The 15,657-nt window shown below is 71.3% G+C and carries 17 protein-coding genes; 14 read left to right on the forward strand and 3 right to left on the reverse strand.

What is annotated here, in order from left to right; genetic code table 11:
* Positions 1-355: 355 nt before the first annotated feature.
* A complete protein-coding gene (locus V2W30_RS30255; protein WP_338701459.1) occupies positions 356-2,248 on the forward strand; it encodes an APC family permease in 1,893 nt (630 codons plus the stop codon).
* 23 nt (positions 2,249-2,271) lie between these two features.
* On the opposite strand, the gene V2W30_RS30260 is transcribed toward V2W30_RS30255, so the two are convergent.
* Positions 2,272-2,448, reverse strand: a complete 177-nt coding sequence (locus tag V2W30_RS30260) for a DUF5999 family protein (protein ID WP_338701461.1) — start codon at positions 2,446-2,448, stop codon at positions 2,272-2,274.
* Positions 2,449-2,613: 165 nt separating this feature from the next.
* Between V2W30_RS30260 and V2W30_RS30265 the strand changes: the two genes are divergently transcribed.
* The 13 genes from V2W30_RS30265 (at position 2,614) to V2W30_RS30325 (ending at position 14,140) form a co-directional block, all read left to right on the forward strand.
* The gene (locus V2W30_RS30265; RefSeq protein ID WP_338701463.1) at positions 2,614-2,790 is read left to right on the forward strand and encodes a hypothetical protein; all 177 of its coding nucleotides are present in this window, start codon (positions 2,614-2,616) and stop codon (positions 2,788-2,790) included.
* Positions 2,787-2,876, forward strand: a complete 90-nt coding sequence (gene kdpF / locus V2W30_RS30270; protein WP_018533641.1) for a K(+)-transporting ATPase subunit F — start codon at positions 2,787-2,789, stop codon at positions 2,874-2,876. Before V2W30_RS30265 ends, kdpF begins: the two co-directional genes overlap by 4 nt.
* Positions 2,877-2,884: 8 nt before the next feature.
* Complete coding sequence (gene kdpA, locus V2W30_RS30275) at positions 2,885-4,549, forward strand: potassium-transporting ATPase subunit KdpA (protein ID WP_338701471.1); 1,665 nt, start codon at positions 2,885-2,887, stop codon at positions 4,547-4,549.
* A 38-nt stretch (positions 4,550-4,587) separates the two neighbouring features.
* Positions 4,588-6,684 carry a potassium-transporting ATPase subunit KdpB gene (gene kdpB, locus V2W30_RS30280; protein ID WP_338701472.1) on the forward strand — a complete coding sequence of 699 codons (2,097 nt, stop codon included), beginning with the start codon at positions 4,588-4,590 and terminating at the stop codon, positions 6,682-6,684.
* A 22-nt stretch (positions 6,685-6,706) separates the two neighbouring features.
* Positions 6,707-7,360 carry a potassium-transporting ATPase subunit C gene (locus V2W30_RS30285; protein WP_338701473.1) on the forward strand — a complete coding sequence of 218 codons (654 nt, stop codon included), beginning with the start codon at positions 6,707-6,709 and terminating at the stop codon, positions 7,358-7,360.
* Positions 7,360-8,052: a response regulator transcription factor gene (locus V2W30_RS30290; RefSeq protein ID WP_338701474.1), complete on the forward strand. Its 693-nt coding sequence runs from the start codon at positions 7,360-7,362 to the stop codon at positions 8,050-8,052. The genes V2W30_RS30285 and V2W30_RS30290 overlap by 1 nt, the downstream gene beginning before the upstream one ends.
* Positions 8,053-8,257: 205 nt before the next feature.
* On the forward strand, positions 8,258-9,016 hold the full coding sequence (locus tag V2W30_RS30295; RefSeq protein WP_338703826.1) for an ABC transporter ATP-binding protein: 759 nt from the start codon (positions 8,258-8,260) through the stop codon (positions 9,014-9,016).
* 128 nt (positions 9,017-9,144) lie between these two features.
* The gene (locus V2W30_RS30300) at positions 9,145-9,957 is read left to right on the forward strand and encodes an ABC transporter ATP-binding protein (protein WP_338701475.1); all 813 of its coding nucleotides are present in this window, start codon (positions 9,145-9,147) and stop codon (positions 9,955-9,957) included.
* 12 nt (positions 9,958-9,969) lie between these two features.
* A complete protein-coding gene (locus tag V2W30_RS30305) occupies positions 9,970-11,304 on the forward strand; it encodes an FtsX-like permease family protein (protein WP_338703827.1) in 1,335 nt (444 codons plus the stop codon).
* 107 nt (positions 11,305-11,411) lie between these two features.
* Positions 11,412-11,798 (forward strand): cell division protein SepF, encoded by a 387-nt coding sequence (locus V2W30_RS30310; protein WP_338701476.1) that lies wholly within the window; start codon positions 11,412-11,414, stop codon positions 11,796-11,798.
* Positions 11,799-11,941: 143 nt separating this feature from the next.
* On the forward strand, positions 11,942-13,111 hold the full coding sequence (locus tag V2W30_RS30315) for an ATP-binding protein (protein WP_338701477.1): 1,170 nt from the start codon (positions 11,942-11,944) through the stop codon (positions 13,109-13,111).
* The gene (locus tag V2W30_RS30320) at positions 13,108-13,524 is read left to right on the forward strand and encodes a nucleotide pyrophosphohydrolase (protein WP_338701479.1); all 417 of its coding nucleotides are present in this window, start codon (positions 13,108-13,110) and stop codon (positions 13,522-13,524) included. The genes V2W30_RS30315 and V2W30_RS30320 overlap by 4 nt, the downstream gene beginning before the upstream one ends.
* Before the next feature lie 118 nt (positions 13,525-13,642).
* On the forward strand, positions 13,643-14,140 hold the full coding sequence (locus V2W30_RS30325) for a DUF6099 family protein (RefSeq protein ID WP_338703828.1): 498 nt from the start codon (positions 13,643-13,645) through the stop codon (positions 14,138-14,140).
* Positions 14,141-14,173: 33 nt separating this feature from the next.
* Here the strand turns inward: V2W30_RS30325 and V2W30_RS30330 are convergent, their stop codons facing one another.
* Positions 14,174-14,374 carry a hypothetical protein gene (locus V2W30_RS30330; RefSeq protein ID WP_338701481.1) on the reverse strand — a complete coding sequence of 67 codons (201 nt, stop codon included), beginning with the start codon at positions 14,372-14,374 and terminating at the stop codon, positions 14,174-14,176.
* A gap of 330 nt (positions 14,375-14,704) precedes the next feature.
* Positions 14,705-15,628: an LLM class F420-dependent oxidoreductase gene (locus V2W30_RS30335; RefSeq protein ID WP_338701483.1), complete on the reverse strand. Its 924-nt coding sequence runs from the start codon at positions 15,626-15,628 to the stop codon at positions 14,705-14,707.
* Positions 15,629-15,657 lie beyond the last annotated feature (29 nt).

Below are 15,657 nucleotides of genomic sequence, written 5' to 3' on the forward strand. Positions count from 1 at the left end.
GTACGGATCTGTACCTGTACGGATGCTGTGCCGTGCCCCGGCTTTTTCTCTGGCTGCACGCGACTTGCGCAGCGTGCATCAGCCTAGCGTGCCGGGTGCCGCCCGGACTGCCGTACGAGACGAGACGGAACGCGGCCGGGCGGGGCGGCGTCGGCGGCTCCGGCGTCAACGAAGCGTCAGGTTCGGCGGTGCGGGCGCGAAGAACGCGCAAGGAGCCGGTGAGGCGACCGGACCGCGGACCACCCTGGGCGAGCGCCATCGCCGTGGTGCGGGCCACCGTGCGACCGGCCACGACGGAGAGGCGCGTACCCACCCACGCCGCGCACGCCGGCCGCCCACGGCGAGAAGGAACACCATGACCACCCGAGCCACCCGCACTCTCCGAGCCACCCGCCCCGACCTCACGCCCACCGCGGAGGAGCCCCCCGACAGCGCCGAGCCCGCCGATCCCGGGGGCGCGGGGGGTGCGGGGGGCGACCGCCACCGGCTCACCGCCCTGACCGGCCTCGCCGCGCTCTCCCTCGACGCCATGGCCTCCGTCGCCTACGGCCCGGAGGCCATCGTCCTGGTCCTGGCCGCGGCCGGCGCCCACGGCCTCGGCTTCACCCTCCCCGTCACGCTCGCCATCGCCGCGCTGCTCGGCGTGCTCGTCGCCTCCTACCGGCAGGTCATCGCCGCGTTCCCGGACGGCGGCGGCTCCTACGCCGTGGCGAAGAAGCACCTCGGCGCCCGCACGAGCCTGGTCGCGGCGGCGTCCCTCGTCCTCGACTACGTCCTCAACGTGGCCGTCGCCGTCACCGCGGGCGTCGCCGCCCTGACCTCCGCCTTCCCGGAGCTGTATGGGGACCGCGTCTGGATCTGCCTGGCCGTCCTCGCCGCGATCACGGCCGTGAACCTGCGCGGCATCGTCGACTCGGCCCGCGCCTTCCTCGTGCCGACGGCCGTCTTCGTCGTGGCGATCCTCGTCCTCATAGCCGTCGGCCTGCTGCGCTCCGCGCCCGTGTCCACCGAGGCCGCCGCGGGCCATGCCTCCGTCCTCGGCGACAGCGCGACCACCGTCGGCGCGCTGCTCCTGCTGAAGGCGTTCGCCGCCGGCTGTTCGGCCCTGACCGGTGTCGAGGCCATCGCCAACGCCGTGCCGTCCTTCCGTGCCCCGCGCGCCCGCCGCGCCCAGCACGCGGAGATCGCCCTCGGCGCCGTGCTCGGCGTGATGCTGATCGGCCTGAGCGTCCTCATCTCCCGGTTCCACCTCCAGCCGGTCGAGGGCGTCACCGTCCTCGCGCAGCTCGCGGACGCCTCCCTCGGCCACAACTGGGCCTTCTACGTGGTGCAGTTCGCGACGATGATCCTGCTGGCCCTGTCCGCGAACACGTCCTTCGGCGGCCTGCCGGTGCTCCTCAAGCTGCTGGCCCGCGACAACTACCTGCCGCACGTCTTCGCCCTCAAGGCCGACCGCCAGGTCCACCGGCACGGCGTCCTCGCCCTCGCCGCCGTCTCCGCCGCCCTGCTGGTGCTCTCCGGCGGCGACACGAACACCCTCGTCCCGCTCTTCGCCATCGGCGTCTTCGTCGGGTTCACCCTCGCCCAGACCGGCATGGTCCTGCACCGGCGCGGCACACCGGGTTCGCTCGGCGCGATGCTGCTCAACGGGCTCGGCGCCCTGCTCACCGGCGTCAGCGCGATCGTCGTCACCGCCACCAAGTTCCACGACGGGGCCTGGCTGATCGTCGTGGCGCTGCCTCTCCTCGTGGCGGCGTTCGAGGCCGTGCACCGGGCCTACGCCCGCATCGGCGAGCGCCTCGGGCTCGGCCGCATCCCCGACCGCCCGACCCGCGCCCGCTCCCTCGTGATCGTCCCGGTCTCCGGCATCTCCCGGCTGACCAGCGAGGCGCTGACCGCGGCGAACTCCCTCGGCGACGAGGTGCGCGCCGTCACCGTCTGCCACGCCGATCCGGAGGACCGCGAGCGGACCGAGGCGCTGACCCGCGACTGGGACCTGTGGAATCCGGGCGTCGACCTGGTCCGCCTCCCGTCCGAGCGGCGGACCCTGGGCAGGCCCGTCGCCGCGTACGTCCGTGCGCTGGCGGCCAGGGAGCCCGGTACCCGGGTCACCGTCCTGATCCCGGAGGCCGAACCGGGCCGCGCCTGGCAGCGGATCCTCCAGAACCAGCGGGGCGCGGTCGTCGCCCACGCGGTACGCCGCGACACCGACGCCGTGGTCTGCCGGCTGCGGTTCAAGCTCGCCTGACAGCGGCCCGTCGACCGCCCCGGTCAGGCCGCGGCGGCGAGCCGCGGCGTCCGGGGCGGGTCCACGACCCGGCCGTCGGGCAGCAGCTCACCGGTGTCGTCGAAGACGATCCGGCCGTCGCACAGCAGGCTCCACCCCTGCTCGGGGTGGGCGGCGACGGGGTGCTCGGGGCCGGGGCACGCGGGTCGGTGGGAGCACATGGTGCACCTCCGGGTCGACGGGGCCGGCCGGAGTGGCTCGCCCCTTGCCTCGACCATGCGCGCGTCGGCGGGCGGGGGCCAGAGCGCGGCGGTGGATGTGACAGCCCCGGGACAGTTCCGGGACCGCCCGCGTAAGAGAAGCGTCAAGGCCGCGTGCGAAGCCGTATGGGAGCCGTCAACGGGGATCGAAACCGGCCGTCACCGGGGGTTTCCTCAACTCGTCCGTTCATTTCCGAACCTTCTCGTCAGGAGCTCACGATGGCCGACCTGGCCTTCGTCGTCACCACGATCGCGGTCTTCGCGCTGGTGGCACTCGTCGCCAAGGGGGTGACCAAGCTGTGACCGCCGAGAACATCGTCGGCCTCGTCGTGGCCGTCGCCCTCCTGGGCTATCTCGTCCTCGCCCTCATCTATCCGGAGAGGTTCTGAGTACAGATATGAGCCCCGTACTTGCCGGAGTGCTCCAGATGCTCGCGCTGACAGCGGCGCTGGCACTGGCCTACCGTCCCCTCGGCGACTACATGGCCCGGGTCTACTCCTCCGAGAAGCACCTCCGGGTGGAGAAGTGGATCTACAAGGGCATCGGCGCCAACCCCGAGGCGGAGATGCGGTGGACCGCCTACCTGCGCGGCGTCCTCGCCTTCTCGGCCGTGAGCGTGCTCTTCCTGTACCTGCTGCAACGCCTCCAGGGCGCGCTGCCGGGATCGCTCGGCTTCGCCTCCATCGACCCGGACCAGGCCTTCAACACGGCCGCGTCCTTCGTCTCCAACACCAACTGGCAGTCGTACTACGGCGAGCAGGCCATGGGCCACGTCGTGCAGACCGCCGGACTCGCCGTCCAGAACTTCGTCTCGGCGGCCGTGGGGATCGCCGTGGCCGTCGCCCTCGTACGGGGCTTCGCCCGCTCCCGCACCGGTGAACTGGGCAACTTCTGGGCGGACCTGGTGCGCGGTGTCGTCCGGATCCTCGTCCCGATCTCCGTGGTCGGCGCGGTCGTCCTCGTCGCCTGCGGCGCCATCCAGAACTTCTCCGGCATCCACGACGTCGGGCAGTTCATGGGCGGCTCCCAGCAGTGGAACGGCGGCGCCGTCGCCTCCCAGGAGGTCATCAAGGAGCTCGGCACCAACGGGGGCGGCTACTTCAACGCCAACTCGGCCCACCCCTTCGAGAACCCCGACGGATTCTCGAACCTCTTCGAGGTCTTCCTCATCCTGCTCATCCCGTTCGCGCTGACCCGCACGTTCGGCAGGATGGTCGGCTCGATCAGGCAGGGCTACGCGATCCTCGCCACGATGGCGACCATCTGGGTCGGCTTCGTCGCCCTGATGATGTGGACCGAGTACGCCCACCACGGCCCGGCGTTCGACCTGGCCGGCGGCGCGATGGAGGGCAAGGAGACCCGCTTCGGGATCGCCGCCTCGGCGATCTTCTCGGTCTCCACGACCCTCACGTCGACCGGCGCGGTGAACTCCTTCCACTCCTCCAACACCGGTCTCGGCGGCGGCCTCAACCTGCTGGGCATGCAGCTCGGCGAGATCGCGCCCGGCGGCACCGGATCCGGCCTCTACGGCATGCTGATCATGGCGGTCATCGCGGTGTTCATCGCCGGTCTGATGGTCGGCCGCACCCCCGAGTACCTCGGCAAGAAGATCGGCACCCGCGAGATCAAGTTCGCGGCCTGCTACATCCTCATCACACCGGCCCTGGTGCTCGTCTTCACGGCCGTCTCGATGGCCCTGCCGACACCACCGAACTCCATGCTCAACTCCGGCGCGCACGGCTTCTCCGAGATCCTGTACGCGTACACGTCCGGCGCCAACAACAACGGTTCGGCCTTCGCCGGACTCAGCGCCGACACACAGTGGTTCAACACCACGATCGGCCTCGCGATGCTGCTCGGCCGGTTCCTGCCGATGGTGTTCGTGCTCGCGCTCGCCGGCTCGCTCGCCGAGCAGACGCCCGTCCCGGCCACCGCGGGCACCCTGCGCACCAACAAGCCGCTGTTCACGGGCCTGTTGGTCGGCACGATCCTCATCATCACCGGTCTCACCTACTTCCCGGCGCTCGCCCTGGGCCCGCTCGCGGAGGGCCTCGCGTCATGACCGTACGTACAGCGAAGACTCAGAAAACCGAGGACGGCATGTCCACAGCCACCCCCACCCGCGCTCCGCACCAGGACGTGCCGACCGGGCACAAGGCCGACGAGGGGAAGGTCGGCGCGGGCGTCTTCGACCCGAAGCAGCTGCTCAGGTCGGTGCCGGACGCCTGCCGCAAGCTGGACCCGCGCGTCATGGTCAAGTCGCCCGTGATGTTCGTGGTCCTCGTCGGATCGGTCCTGACGACGGTGTTCTCGTTCAAGGACCCGTCCGACTGGTTCGGCTGGACCATCAGCGCCTGGCTCTGGCTGACGGTGATCTTCGCGAACCTCGCGGAGGCCGTCGCCGAGGGCCGCGGCAAGGCGCAGGCCGACACGTTGCGCAAGGCCAAGACCGACACGGTCGCGCGGCGGCTCGTGGGGGAGCGCGAGGAGCACGTCCCCGGTACGCAGCTGCGGATCGGCGACCTCGTCGTCTGCGAGGCCGGCGACATCATCCCCGGCGACGGTGACGTCGTCGAGGGCGTCGCGAGCGTCGACGAGTCGGCGATCACCGGCGAGTCCGCCCCCGTCATCCGCGAGTCCGGCGGTGACCGCTCGGCCGTCACCGGCGGCACGAAGGTCCTCTCCGACCGCGTCGTCATCAAGATCACGACGAAGCCCGGCGAGACGTTCATCGACCGCATGATCAACCTGGTCGAGGGCGCGGCCCGGCAGAAGACGCCCAACGAGATAGCGCTCAACATCCTGCTCGCCTCGCTGACCGTCGTCTTCCTGCTCGCGGTCGCGACCCTGCCGCCGTTCGCCGACTACGCGGGCCGGCACCTCAGCATGGTCGTCCTGATCGCCCTGCTGGTCTGCCTGATCCCGACCACGATCGGCGCGCTGCTCTCCGCGATCGGCATCGCGGGCATGGACCGCCTGGTGCAGCGCAACGTCCTCGCGATGTCGGGGCGCGCCGTCGAGGCCGCCGGGGACGTCTCCACCCTGCTCCTCGACAAGACCGGCACCATCACCCTGGGCAACCGCCAGGCCGCCGAGTTCGTCCCGGTGCGCGGCACCACCGACGCCGAGGTCGCCGACGCCGCCCAGCTCTCCTCGCTCTCCGACGAGACGCCCGAGGGCCGCTCCATCGTCGTCCTGGCCAAGGAGAGGTACGGGTTGCGGGAGCGCCACCAGGGCGAGCTGGACGCCGCCACCTGGATCGAGTTCACCGCCCAGACCCGCATGTCGGGCGTGGACGTAGACGGACGCAAGATCCGCAAGGGCGCGACCGCATCGGTCATCGCCTGGGTCGAGCAGCAGGGCGGCGAAGTCGCCTCCGACGCGCGGGAGTTGGCGAACCGGATCTCCGAGGCCGGCGGCACGCCGCTGCTCGTCGCCGTCGAGGACTCCGCGGGCGCCCGCGTCCTGGGCGTCATCCACCTCAAGGACGTCGTCAAGGACGGCATGCGCGAACGCTTCGACGAGCTGCGCCGCATGGGCATCAAGACCGTCATGATCACGGGTGACAACCCGCTGACGGCCAAGGCGATCGCCGAGGAGGCGGGCGTCGACGACTTCCTCGCCGAGGCGACCCCCGAGGACAAGATGGCCCTCATCAAGCGGGAGCAGGCGGGCGGCAAGCTCGTCGCGATGACCGGTGACGGCACCAACGACGCCCCGGCCCTGGCCCAGGCGGACGTCGGCGTCGCGATGAACACCGGTACGTCGGCCGCGAAGGAGGCCGGCAACATGGTCGACCTCGACTCGAACCCGACCAAGCTCATCGAGATCGTCGAGATCGGCAAGCAACTGCTCATCACCCGGGGCGCGTTGACGACGTTCTCCATCGCCAACGACGTCGCGAAGTACTTCGCGATCATCCCCGCCCTGTTCGCGGCGGTCTACCCGGGCCTGAACACGCTGAACATCATGCGGCTGTCGTCGCCCGACTCGGCGATCCTGTCGGCCGTCATCTTCAACGCGCTCATCATCATCGCGCTCGTGCCGCTCGCCCTGAAGGGCGTCCAGTACCGGCCGGTCAGCGCCGACAAGCTGCTCCGCCGCAACCTCGGGATCTACGGCCTGGGCGGCCTCGTGGCCCCCTTCATCGGCATCAAGATCATCGACGTGCTCCTCTCCCTCATCCCCGGGCTGTAACTTCTCGAAAGCGTTGATCACGATGAACAACTCGGTAGGAAACACGGGGCGGTTGCTCTGGGCCGGCCTGCGCGCCCTGATCGTCCTGACGATCGTCTGCGGCGTGCTCTACCCGCTCGCCGTCACCGGCATCGCCCAGCTGGCCTTCCACCACCAGGCGAACGGCTCGGAGATCAAGAACTCCGACGGCGAGGTCGTCGGTTCGTCCCTCATCGGGCAGACGTACCTCACCAAGGACGGCGAGCCGGACCTGAAGTGGTTCCAGCCACGCCCGTCCAACGGCCTGGGCACCAACAGCGTCAACACGCGGTACACGCTGATCCTGTCCGGCGCCACCAACCTCTCCGGCGACAACAAGGACCTGATCAAGCAGGTCAGGGACGCCAAGGCCGCCGTCGTCAAGGACAACTCCACCGCCACGTACACGGTGAAGCCCTCCGACGTCCCGGCCGACGCCGTCACCTCCTCCGGCTCCGGCCTCGACCCGGCGATCTCCCCGGACTACGCCGACCTCCAGGTGCACCGCGTCGCCGACCGCAACGGCCTGACCGTCGCCCAGGTGCGGAAGCTCGTCGACGCCCACACGAACGGCCGCGCCCTCGGCTTCATGGGAGAGCCGACCGTCAACGTCCTCGAACTCAACATCGCCCTCCAGCGGTTGACCGCCACCCACTGATGACGCGGGTACTGGTGGTGGAGGACGACCCCCGACTCGTCCGCGCTCTCGTCATCAACCTGCGAGCCCGCGCGTTCGGCGTCGACGCGGCGCCGGACGGAGCCACCGCGCTCCGTCTGGCCGCCGCGCGCCGGCCCGACGTGATCGTCCTCGACCTGGGCCTGCCCGACATGGACGGCGTCGACGTCATCGAGGCGCTGCGCGGCTGGACCCGCGTACCGATCCTGGTGCTCTCCGCGCGCCAGGCCCCCGAGGAGAAGGTGACCGCCCTCGACGCGGGCGCCGACGACTACGTCACGAAACCGTTCAGCATGGACGAGCTGCTGGCCCGGCTCCGCGCCGCCCTGCGCCGCACCGAGCCACTGCCGCTCGCCCCGGACGCCGGCGTCGTCACCACGGACGACTTCACCCTCGACCTGGTCGCGAAGAAGGCCGTCCGCGACGGGCGCGACGTACGCCTGACCCCCACCGAATGGCACCTCCTCGACATCCTGGTGTCCCACCCCGACCGCCTGATCAGCCAGAAGCACCTCCTCCACGAGGTCTGGGGAACCTCCCGGAGCGACAGGACGAACTACCTCCGCGTCTACATGGCCCAGCTCCGACGCAAACTGGAGCCGAACCCCTCCCACCCCCGCTACCTGATCACCGAGCCCGGCATGGGGTACCGGTTCGAGAACCCGGGCGGGTGACGCCGCGCCGGGCGCCCGCCGTCTCGACCGCGCGGTCCACGACTCGGACGACCCCACGGGTGCGTGCTGCGTACAGCTACCCTCCGTCGCACACGCGACGCCGCAGACGCGACGAAGCGGCGGACGAAGCGGGCGAGCCGGAGACGCGGGAGGCACAGTGACCGAGGACCAGAGGCGGGTCGTGGCCGCCCTCGACGGCGTGAGCATGCGCCGCCACACCACCGGCCAGGTCATCCTCGACGGGATCGACTGGACCGTCCGCTCCGGCGAGCACTGGGCCCTGCTCGGGCCGAACGGCGCGGGCAAGACCAGCGTCCTGCGCCTCGTCGGCGCCACGAACCACCCCACCACCGGCACCGTCGAGGTCCTCGGCCACCGCCTCGGCCGGGTCGACGTGCGCGAACTGCGCGCCCACATCGGCCATGTCTCCACCTCCCAGCGCGTCCCGCAGGACCTCACCGGCCACACCGTCGTCCTCACCGGCCACACCGGCACCGTCCAGCCGCTCTGGAAGTCGTACGGCACCGACGTGCGCGACCGCGCCCACGAACTGCTCGCCGAACTCCAGATCAAGGAACTCGCCGACCGCCCGTACGGCGTCTGCTCCGGCGGCCAGCGCGCCCGCATCCTCATCGCCCGCGCCCTCATGGCCGACCCGGCGCTGCTCCTGCTCGACGAGCCGTTCAACGCGCTCGACCTGCCCTCGCGCGAGGACCTCATCGACACGATGCGCCGCCTGGCCGAGAACCGGCCCGAGCTGGCGACCGTCACGGTCACCCACCACCTGGAGGAACTCTCCCCGGCGATCGACCGCGTCCTGCTCCTGCGCGACGGCCGGGTCCTGGCACGCGGCCCGGTGGACCAGGTCCTCACGCGGGAGCGGATGACCGCCTGCTTCGGCCGCCCCATCGAGGTCACCCGGCACGAAGGCCGCTGGCTCGCCCGCTCCGGCGGCCACCTGTAGCTCCTGAGGTGTACATAGCGACACCCCGGTCCGGGTCGTACGCCCCATGCCTCGCGAGCCCGCCGTCCCTAGCGTCGTAGACATCGACACAGCGGCGCGCGGAGCGCCCGACGAGGGGATCGGCGATCATGCGACACCAGACCCACGGACCCGGACCGGAAGCCGACGGCCGCGCCGAGGCACTGCGCCTCGTGCGGGTCACCAAGACGTACGGCACCGGGGGCGACGGCGGCGACACCGCGGTCCGCGCCCTCGACGACATCACCCTCTCGTTGCCCGCCGGAACCTTCACCGCGGTGATGGGCCCCTCCGGCTCCGGCAAGTCCACGCTGCTGCACTGCGCGGCGGGACTCGACCGGCCCGACAGCGGCCTCGTCGTGGTCGACGGCGAGGAGATGACGGGCGGAACGGGTGCCGCACGCGGCGAGGCGGCGCTCACCAAGTTCCGCCGCACCCGCGTCGGCTTCGTCTTCCAGCAGTACAACCTGCTGCCGACGCTGACCGTCGCCCAGAACACGGTCCTGCCCCTCAAGCTCGCGGGGCGGCGCGTGAACCGGGCCCGCGTCGAGCAGATCCTCGCCTCCGTCGGTCTCGGCGACCGGCTCGGGCACCGCCCCGACCAGCTCTCCGGCGGACAGTGCCAGCGCGTCGCCATCGCCCGCGCCCTGGTCACCGAACCCTCCGTGATCTTCGCGGACGAGCCCACCGGCGCACTCGACACCCGGAGCGCCCGCGACGTGCTGCGCCTCCTCCAGGAAGCGGTACGGGTGCACGGCAGGACCGTCGTGATGGTGACGCACGACCCCGTCGCCGCCTCGTACGCGGACGCCGTGCAGTTCCTCGCGGACGGCCGCCTCGCGGGCCGGATGCCCGCCCCCACGGTCGACGCGGTCGCCGAACGCCTGGCGCACCTCGGTGACGACACCCTGACGGAGGTGTGAGCCATGTTCACCATGCTCGGACTCGCGGTCCGCTCCGTACGACAGCGCCCCGGCCGCTTCCTCGCGACCCTCCTGTCCGCCTTCCTCGGCGCGACGATCATCATGACGTTCAACTCGATGCACGACACGGCGGCCGCGAACGGTGTCGACAAGGCGAGCGCCGACACCCTCACCACGGCCGCGAGCGTCGTCGGCGGCTACGGGACGCTCCTCGTCTTCTTCGCGATCGCGTCCACCCTGACGGTCAACGTGCGTCAACGTATCGACGAGATCAACCTGTTGAGGCAGACCGGCGCCACTCCCGCCCAGATCAAGCGGATGGTCGTCGGCGAGGCCGTGGCCGTCTCCCTCGTGGGTGCCCTGCTCGCCATCGGCCCCGCCGCGCTCGGCGGCGCCGTCCTCCTCGACGTCTTCAAGGACAGCGGACAGGTCGCCGACTCCGTCGACTTCTCCTTCGGTCCGATCGCCCTCATGTCGGGCATCGACATCACGGTGCTCGCCGCGGCCGGCGCCGCGTTCCTCGCGGTGCGCCGCGCCACGAAGGCCGCCGGGGCACAGCGACAGGCAGGGCGCGCACGGCAGTTCGCGTCCTGGGCGGCGCTCGTCGTCGGCGGCCTCGCCGTGTGCTCCACGTTCGCCATGAACGCCACGGACGCGGCCCTGATGGCGGCGCCCGCCTACGGCGCGATCCTGCTCTCCGTCGGCTTCGCCCTCGTCTCGACGAGCCTCCTGCGCACTGTCCTCGGTCGCGCCGAGCCGCTCGTCACGGCCCTCGCGGGCGTGAGCGGCTACCTGACCGTACGGAACATGCGACAGCGAGCCTCCCAACTGTCCGGCGTGCTCATGCCGTTGATCCTGTTCACCGGAATGGCCACCGCGACGCTGTACATGCAGTCCGTCGAGAATGACGCGATCAAGGCATCAGGGCTGACCAAGTCCATGGAGGACAAGAATCTCGAGACACTCAACTTCACCGTGGTCGGCATCATCGTCGTCTTCGCCTGCATCATGTTGATCAACTCTCTGTACGCCGCGACGTCCTACCGCGTACGGGAGTTCGGCCAGCAGCGCCTGGCCGGGGCGACCCCGTCCCAGGTCCTCGCGACCGTCGCGGTCGAGGGCGTCGTCCTGACCGTCACCGGAGTGTTCTTCGGCACACTCGCGGCGCTCGCGGGCATCCTCCCGTTCACCGCCGTACGCACCGACGGCCTCCTGCCCGATCAAGGCCTCGGCATCTGGATCACGGTGGTGGCCATTGCCGCCGCTGCCACACTGGTCACCAGCCTGGCCACCGCGCGACGCGGCCTGCGGGTCCCGGCGGTGGAAGCGGTGTCCCTCGCCGCATGAGTGTGCGGGCGTTCCGGACCGTGTCGGTGTTGGGCTGAACGGGTGACATGGCGTAAGAATTGGCCGGTGCAGACAACAGTGCGAGCCCGGACGGGGTGGGTGCAGTAGTGAACAGCCACGACGTCACAGACGAACAGTGGGAAGGGCTCGCCCAGGTCGTACCGCTGCGCAGCCGCAACGAATGGCCGTCAGCGGTCGACCACCGGGCGATCCGCGAACCGGAGACGGAACCGCGCCGCCGTTTCGTCGTCCTGAGGGTCAACGTCTTCGGTGACGCCCGCGAGGTCGCCGAGACGGTGATGTCCGGCATCCCGGTGCTGCTCGATCTCTCCGGCGCCGAGACCGATGTGGCCAAGCGCGTCCTGGACTTCAGCAGCGGCGTCGTCCTCGGTCTCGGCTGCGGCATGCACCGCGTCGACCGCAACGTCTTCCTGCTGGCCCCTCCGGGGACCGAGGTCCAGGGACTCGTGGCGGGTGCGGGCGCCCTGTCCTGACCGTCGGCGTCCGCGGGACGTCCGGCGCGGGTGGCAATTCCAGAGGGCCGCGGGTGGCAATTCCAGAGGGCATAGTCCCTCGTTCGTAGGAAGGTCACCCAGGACGAACGGTTCTGCGGCGCAGGTCCGCCTAAGTTCACCGCATGACCGTGCTCCACCGGGGCGCGCCCCCGTTACCGCCGGGGGACACCCCGGCCCGCCCGCACGTGAGCGAGCTGCGGCTCTCCGCCTTCGCCCGCCACCGCGGCCGCACCGTCCCGCTCGGCCCGTTCACCGTGCTGTCAGGACCGAGCGGCAGCGGAAAGAGCGGCGTCCTGAAGGCTTTCGAGGCGCTCGCCAGGCTCGGCGGCGGAGCGGAGCTCGCGGAGGTCTTCCCCGATCCCGCCGCCTACGTTCCCGAGGGCGCCCGCCCGGACGCACAGCACCGCCGCGGCTTCCGTATCGGCTGCACCGTCGAGGGGCCCACCGGACCCGTCCGCCTCGATCTCGCCGTCCAGGCCGAGCCCGAACTGCGCATCGTGGGCGAGCGGTTGACCGGGACGAACGTCACCTACCTGGAGACCGCGCTGCGCGACCCGGGCCGCCGGGACGTGCAGGCCGCCTGGCACACCGCAGGTTCGGTCCCCGTGACACGCGGCCCGCTCCCCGACGACCTCCTCGGCACGGCCCTGCTGCCGCTGCGCGTGGCCGGCCGCACCGAAGGGCAGCGGCAGGTGCTCGCCGCGGCGGAACAGGTCGTGGTCGGACTGCGCTCCGCGTTCGCCTGCGCTCCGGATCCGGCCCGGATGCGTACGCCGGTGACGCCGCACGCCGACCGGCTCCTGACCGGCTGCGACAACCTCGCCGCGGTCCTGCGCCGCACCCGCGCCGAGTGCGGTACGCGGCACGCCCTCCTCGTCGCGGCGGCCCGTGCGGGCCTCGCCGGCCCGGTGGTGGACGTCCTCGCCGAGACCACGCCCGACGGCGCCGTCCGCGCCGTCGTCGACCGGGGCGACGGACACCGCACCCCCGTGGAGCGGCTCGCGGACGGCGAGTTGAGATATCTGGCCCTCGCTCTCGTCCTGCTCACCGGACCCCGGGTCCTGGAGGTCGACGCGGCGGCCGAGATCCCGGAGGCCTACCAGACCCTCACCGTCCTGGTGGACGGCCTCGACCGCGGCCTCGACCGCACCCAGAGCACGGAACTGGCCGCGCTCGCCGCCCGGATGTGCGCCCGCGGCCATATCCGCCTGATCGCCGCGGTGGGCGACGCCTCGTGCGCGGACGGGGCGGCGCGGGAGCACGGGGCGGCGATGGTAGACCTGAGACCGTGACAGACGGAACCCATGACCAGGCCGAACCCGCCCGTCCGCTCGACGTGGCGGGCCTCCAGCACCGGCTCGCGCGCTTCGCCGCCGCGCGGAACTGGCAGCCCTTCCACACCCCGAAGAACCTGGCGGTGGCGCTCAGCGTCGAGGCGTCCGAACTGGTCGAGATCTTCCAGTGGTTGACCCCCGAGCAGTCCGCCCGTGTGATGGAGGACCCGGACACCGCCCACCGCGTCGAGGACGAGGTCGCCGACGTCCTCGCGTATCTGCTCCAGCTGTGCGAGGTCCTAGGCGTCGACGTGCTCGCCGCGCTCGCGGCGAAGATCGACCGCAACGAGACGCGCTTCCCGGTCCCGGGGACGGGAAGCGCCGCCGTCGATATCGCTCCCCTCGACGACGGTCACTCTCCGGAGTCATAGAAATATCCACAACGGATTCCGTGTCCACAGATTTCGGGCTTCCTCTGGCTTTTCGTCGCGCGGACCTTCACTCTGGGTAGTGGACAACGGAGTTCGGGCGGGCAGGACGGGGACGCGGATGGACGCGGTGCGGCTCATCGGGGTCGGTCGACGGGCCCTGGCGCAGAGCCAGGACGCGCCGGACATCATGAGGGAGGCGTGGCAGGCGCAGGCACTGGCACAGGCGATAGGAGGGCGGCTCGCGGCGCACGGGCCCCCGGAGTTAAGAGGCGAGGCGCGCAGTCTGAGCGAGGCGGGAGCGCGGGGCAGCGGCGGCTCCGCGGTCCCGGTGGTCGGCGCCGGCGGAATACGGGCGGCGCAGCTGACCGAACTGGGGGATGTGCGGCAGGCGTTGGTGGGCCTGGGCGTGCTCCTCGGCGACGTGGGCATCGCGCTCGTCGCCGTGGCGAGCGCGTCGTTCGAGGAGGGGGCCTACTGGCAGTGCATGGAAGCGATCGACGCGGCGGACGAGTCGCGGGACCACGTCCTGGAGCTGCTGCGGCGGCTGCCGGAGCACGGCACCGCGATGTCCACGCCTGAGTCGCGGCCCGACTCGGACTCCGACTCGGCGGCCTGACCGGGAGCGGGCCGCTCCCGGCAGGCGGTGCCGTCAGACGTCCTCGGCGGCGGGGCGTGACGTGCCCGTGGTCGGGGTGCCCGGGGACTGTTGGAGATCGGCGTCGAGCTGGGACAGGTCGGCGTTGAGCGCCGCCATCAGCTCCTCCATCTGCTGCAACAGGCCCTTGGGTGCACCCTGCTGTTCCGGCACGGTCGTGTCGTGCACAGCCTCGGGCACGGCTTCCTGGGACATGACGGCCTCCTCGGCCCTCGCCCTCCCACTCGGGGACGGGCAGTTGACGCAAGTGACGCCCGGCATCGACCGCCGGCGCGGGTGCCGGGCGGTCCGGCTCCGCCCGAGCCAACGATCACTGCGGGGACCTGGTCACTGCCGTGGACCACCACCACGTGCGGGGTTGACGCAATTTCACCCGCCCGTGGTGGCGGAGCACCGGCGCGGCCGACGCGTTGACGCCTGTTCGACCAGCGGCTTTCCGAGCGGCCGCGCCATGGCCGACCCCGGCGCGGCTCAGCTCGGCCCTGGCCTGCCCTGCCCTGCCCGGCCTGGCCCGGCCCGCTCGGCTCAGTTCAGCTGGGGTGCCACCTCGGCGGCGATCAGCTCCAGGTGGTCCAGGTCGTCGAGGTCGAGCATCTGGAGGTACATCCGCTGTGAACCGACGGCCTGGAAGGAGGCGATGCGCTCGACCACTTCGGCGGGGGAGCCGGCGAGCCCGTTGGCCTTCAACTCGTCGACGTCACGGCCGATCGCGTCGGCACGGCGCTTCACCTCGGCGTCGGTGCGGCCGACGCAGGCGATCAGGGCGTTGGAGTAGACGAGCGCGTCGTCCGCGCGACCGTGCTCGACGGCCGCGGCGCGCACCCGCTTGAACTGCTGCTCGGTGTCGGAGAGAGAGGCGAACGGAATGTTGAACTCGGTGGCGAACTTCGCGGCCAGCGCCGGCGTCTTCTTGGTGCCGTGGCCGCCGACCAGGATCGGCACGCGCGTCTGTGCGGGCTTGGGCAGCGCGGGGGAGTCCTTCAATTGGTAGTAGGTACCGTCGAAGTTGAAGCGCTGGCCGACCGGCGTCTCCCACAGGCCCGTCACGATGGCGAGCTGCTCCGACAGGCGCCCGAACTTCTCCTTGGGGAACGGGATGCCGTACGCGGCGTGCTCCTCCGCGTACCAGCCGGAGCCGAGGCCGAGTTCGACGCGGCCGCCCGACATCTGGTCGACCTGCGCCACCTGGATGGCGAGCACGCCCGGCAGTCGGAAGGTGCCCGCGGTCATCAGCGTGCCGAGGCGGATCCGCTTGGTCTCCCGGGCCAGGCCGGCGAGTGTCGTCCAGGCGTCCGTGGGTCCGGGCAGGCCGTCGACCGAGCCCATGTGCAGATAGTGGTCCGAGCGGAAGAAGGCTCCGTAGTTCAGCTCCTCCGCGGCCTGGGCGACGCGGAGGAGGGTCTCGTAGGTGGCACCTTGCTGGGGTTCGGTGAAAACGCGAAGATCCATACCGTCATGATGCCCGGCGGCCGCCGTCG

The organism is Streptomyces sp. Q6 (assembly GCF_036967205.1).
Taxonomy (GTDB): domain Bacteria; phylum Actinomycetota; class Actinomycetes; order Streptomycetales; family Streptomycetaceae; genus Streptomyces; species Streptomyces citrinus.

What these genes read in the sequence shown, in the direction of transcription:
- kdpA (WP_338701471.1), top strand. Translation starts at nt 2,885, where the DNA reads ATGAGCCCCGTACTTGCCGGAGTGCTCCAGATGCTCGCGCTGACAGCG.
- V2W30_RS30285 (WP_338701473.1), top strand. Translation starts at nt 6,707, where the DNA reads ATGAACAACTCGGTAGGAAACACGGGGCGGTTGCTCTGGGCCGGCCTG.
- V2W30_RS30295 (WP_338703826.1), top strand. Translation starts at nt 8,258, where the DNA reads ATGCGCCGCCACACCACCGGCCAGGTCATCCTCGACGGGATCGACTGG.
- V2W30_RS30260 (WP_338701461.1), bottom strand. Translation starts at nt 2,448, where the DNA reads ATGTGCTCCCACCGACCCGCGTGCCCCGGCCCCGAGCACCCCGTCGCC.
- V2W30_RS30265 (WP_338701463.1), top strand. Translation starts at nt 2,614, where the DNA reads ATGGGAGCCGTCAACGGGGATCGAAACCGGCCGTCACCGGGGGTTTCC.
- V2W30_RS30305 (WP_338703827.1), top strand. Translation starts at nt 9,970, where the DNA reads ATGCTCGGACTCGCGGTCCGCTCCGTACGACAGCGCCCCGGCCGCTTC.
- V2W30_RS30315 (WP_338701477.1), top strand. Translation starts at nt 11,942, where the DNA reads ATGACCGTGCTCCACCGGGGCGCGCCCCCGTTACCGCCGGGGGACACC.
- V2W30_RS30255 (WP_338701459.1), top strand. Translation starts at nt 356, where the DNA reads ATGACCACCCGAGCCACCCGCACTCTCCGAGCCACCCGCCCCGACCTC.
- V2W30_RS30330 (WP_338701481.1), bottom strand. Translation starts at nt 14,374, where the DNA reads ATGTCCCAGGAAGCCGTGCCCGAGGCTGTGCACGACACGACCGTGCCG.
- V2W30_RS30290 (WP_338701474.1), top strand. Translation starts at nt 7,360, where the DNA reads ATGACGCGGGTACTGGTGGTGGAGGACGACCCCCGACTCGTCCGCGCT.
- V2W30_RS30325 (WP_338703828.1), top strand. Translation starts at nt 13,643, where the DNA reads ATGGACGCGGTGCGGCTCATCGGGGTCGGTCGACGGGCCCTGGCGCAG.
- V2W30_RS30335 (WP_338701483.1), bottom strand. Translation starts at nt 15,628, where the DNA reads ATGGATCTTCGCGTTTTCACCGAACCCCAGCAAGGTGCCACCTACGAG.
- V2W30_RS30300 (WP_338701475.1), top strand. Translation starts at nt 9,145, where the DNA reads ATGCGACACCAGACCCACGGACCCGGACCGGAAGCCGACGGCCGCGCC.
- kdpB (WP_338701472.1), top strand. Translation starts at nt 4,588, where the DNA reads ATGTCCACAGCCACCCCCACCCGCGCTCCGCACCAGGACGTGCCGACC.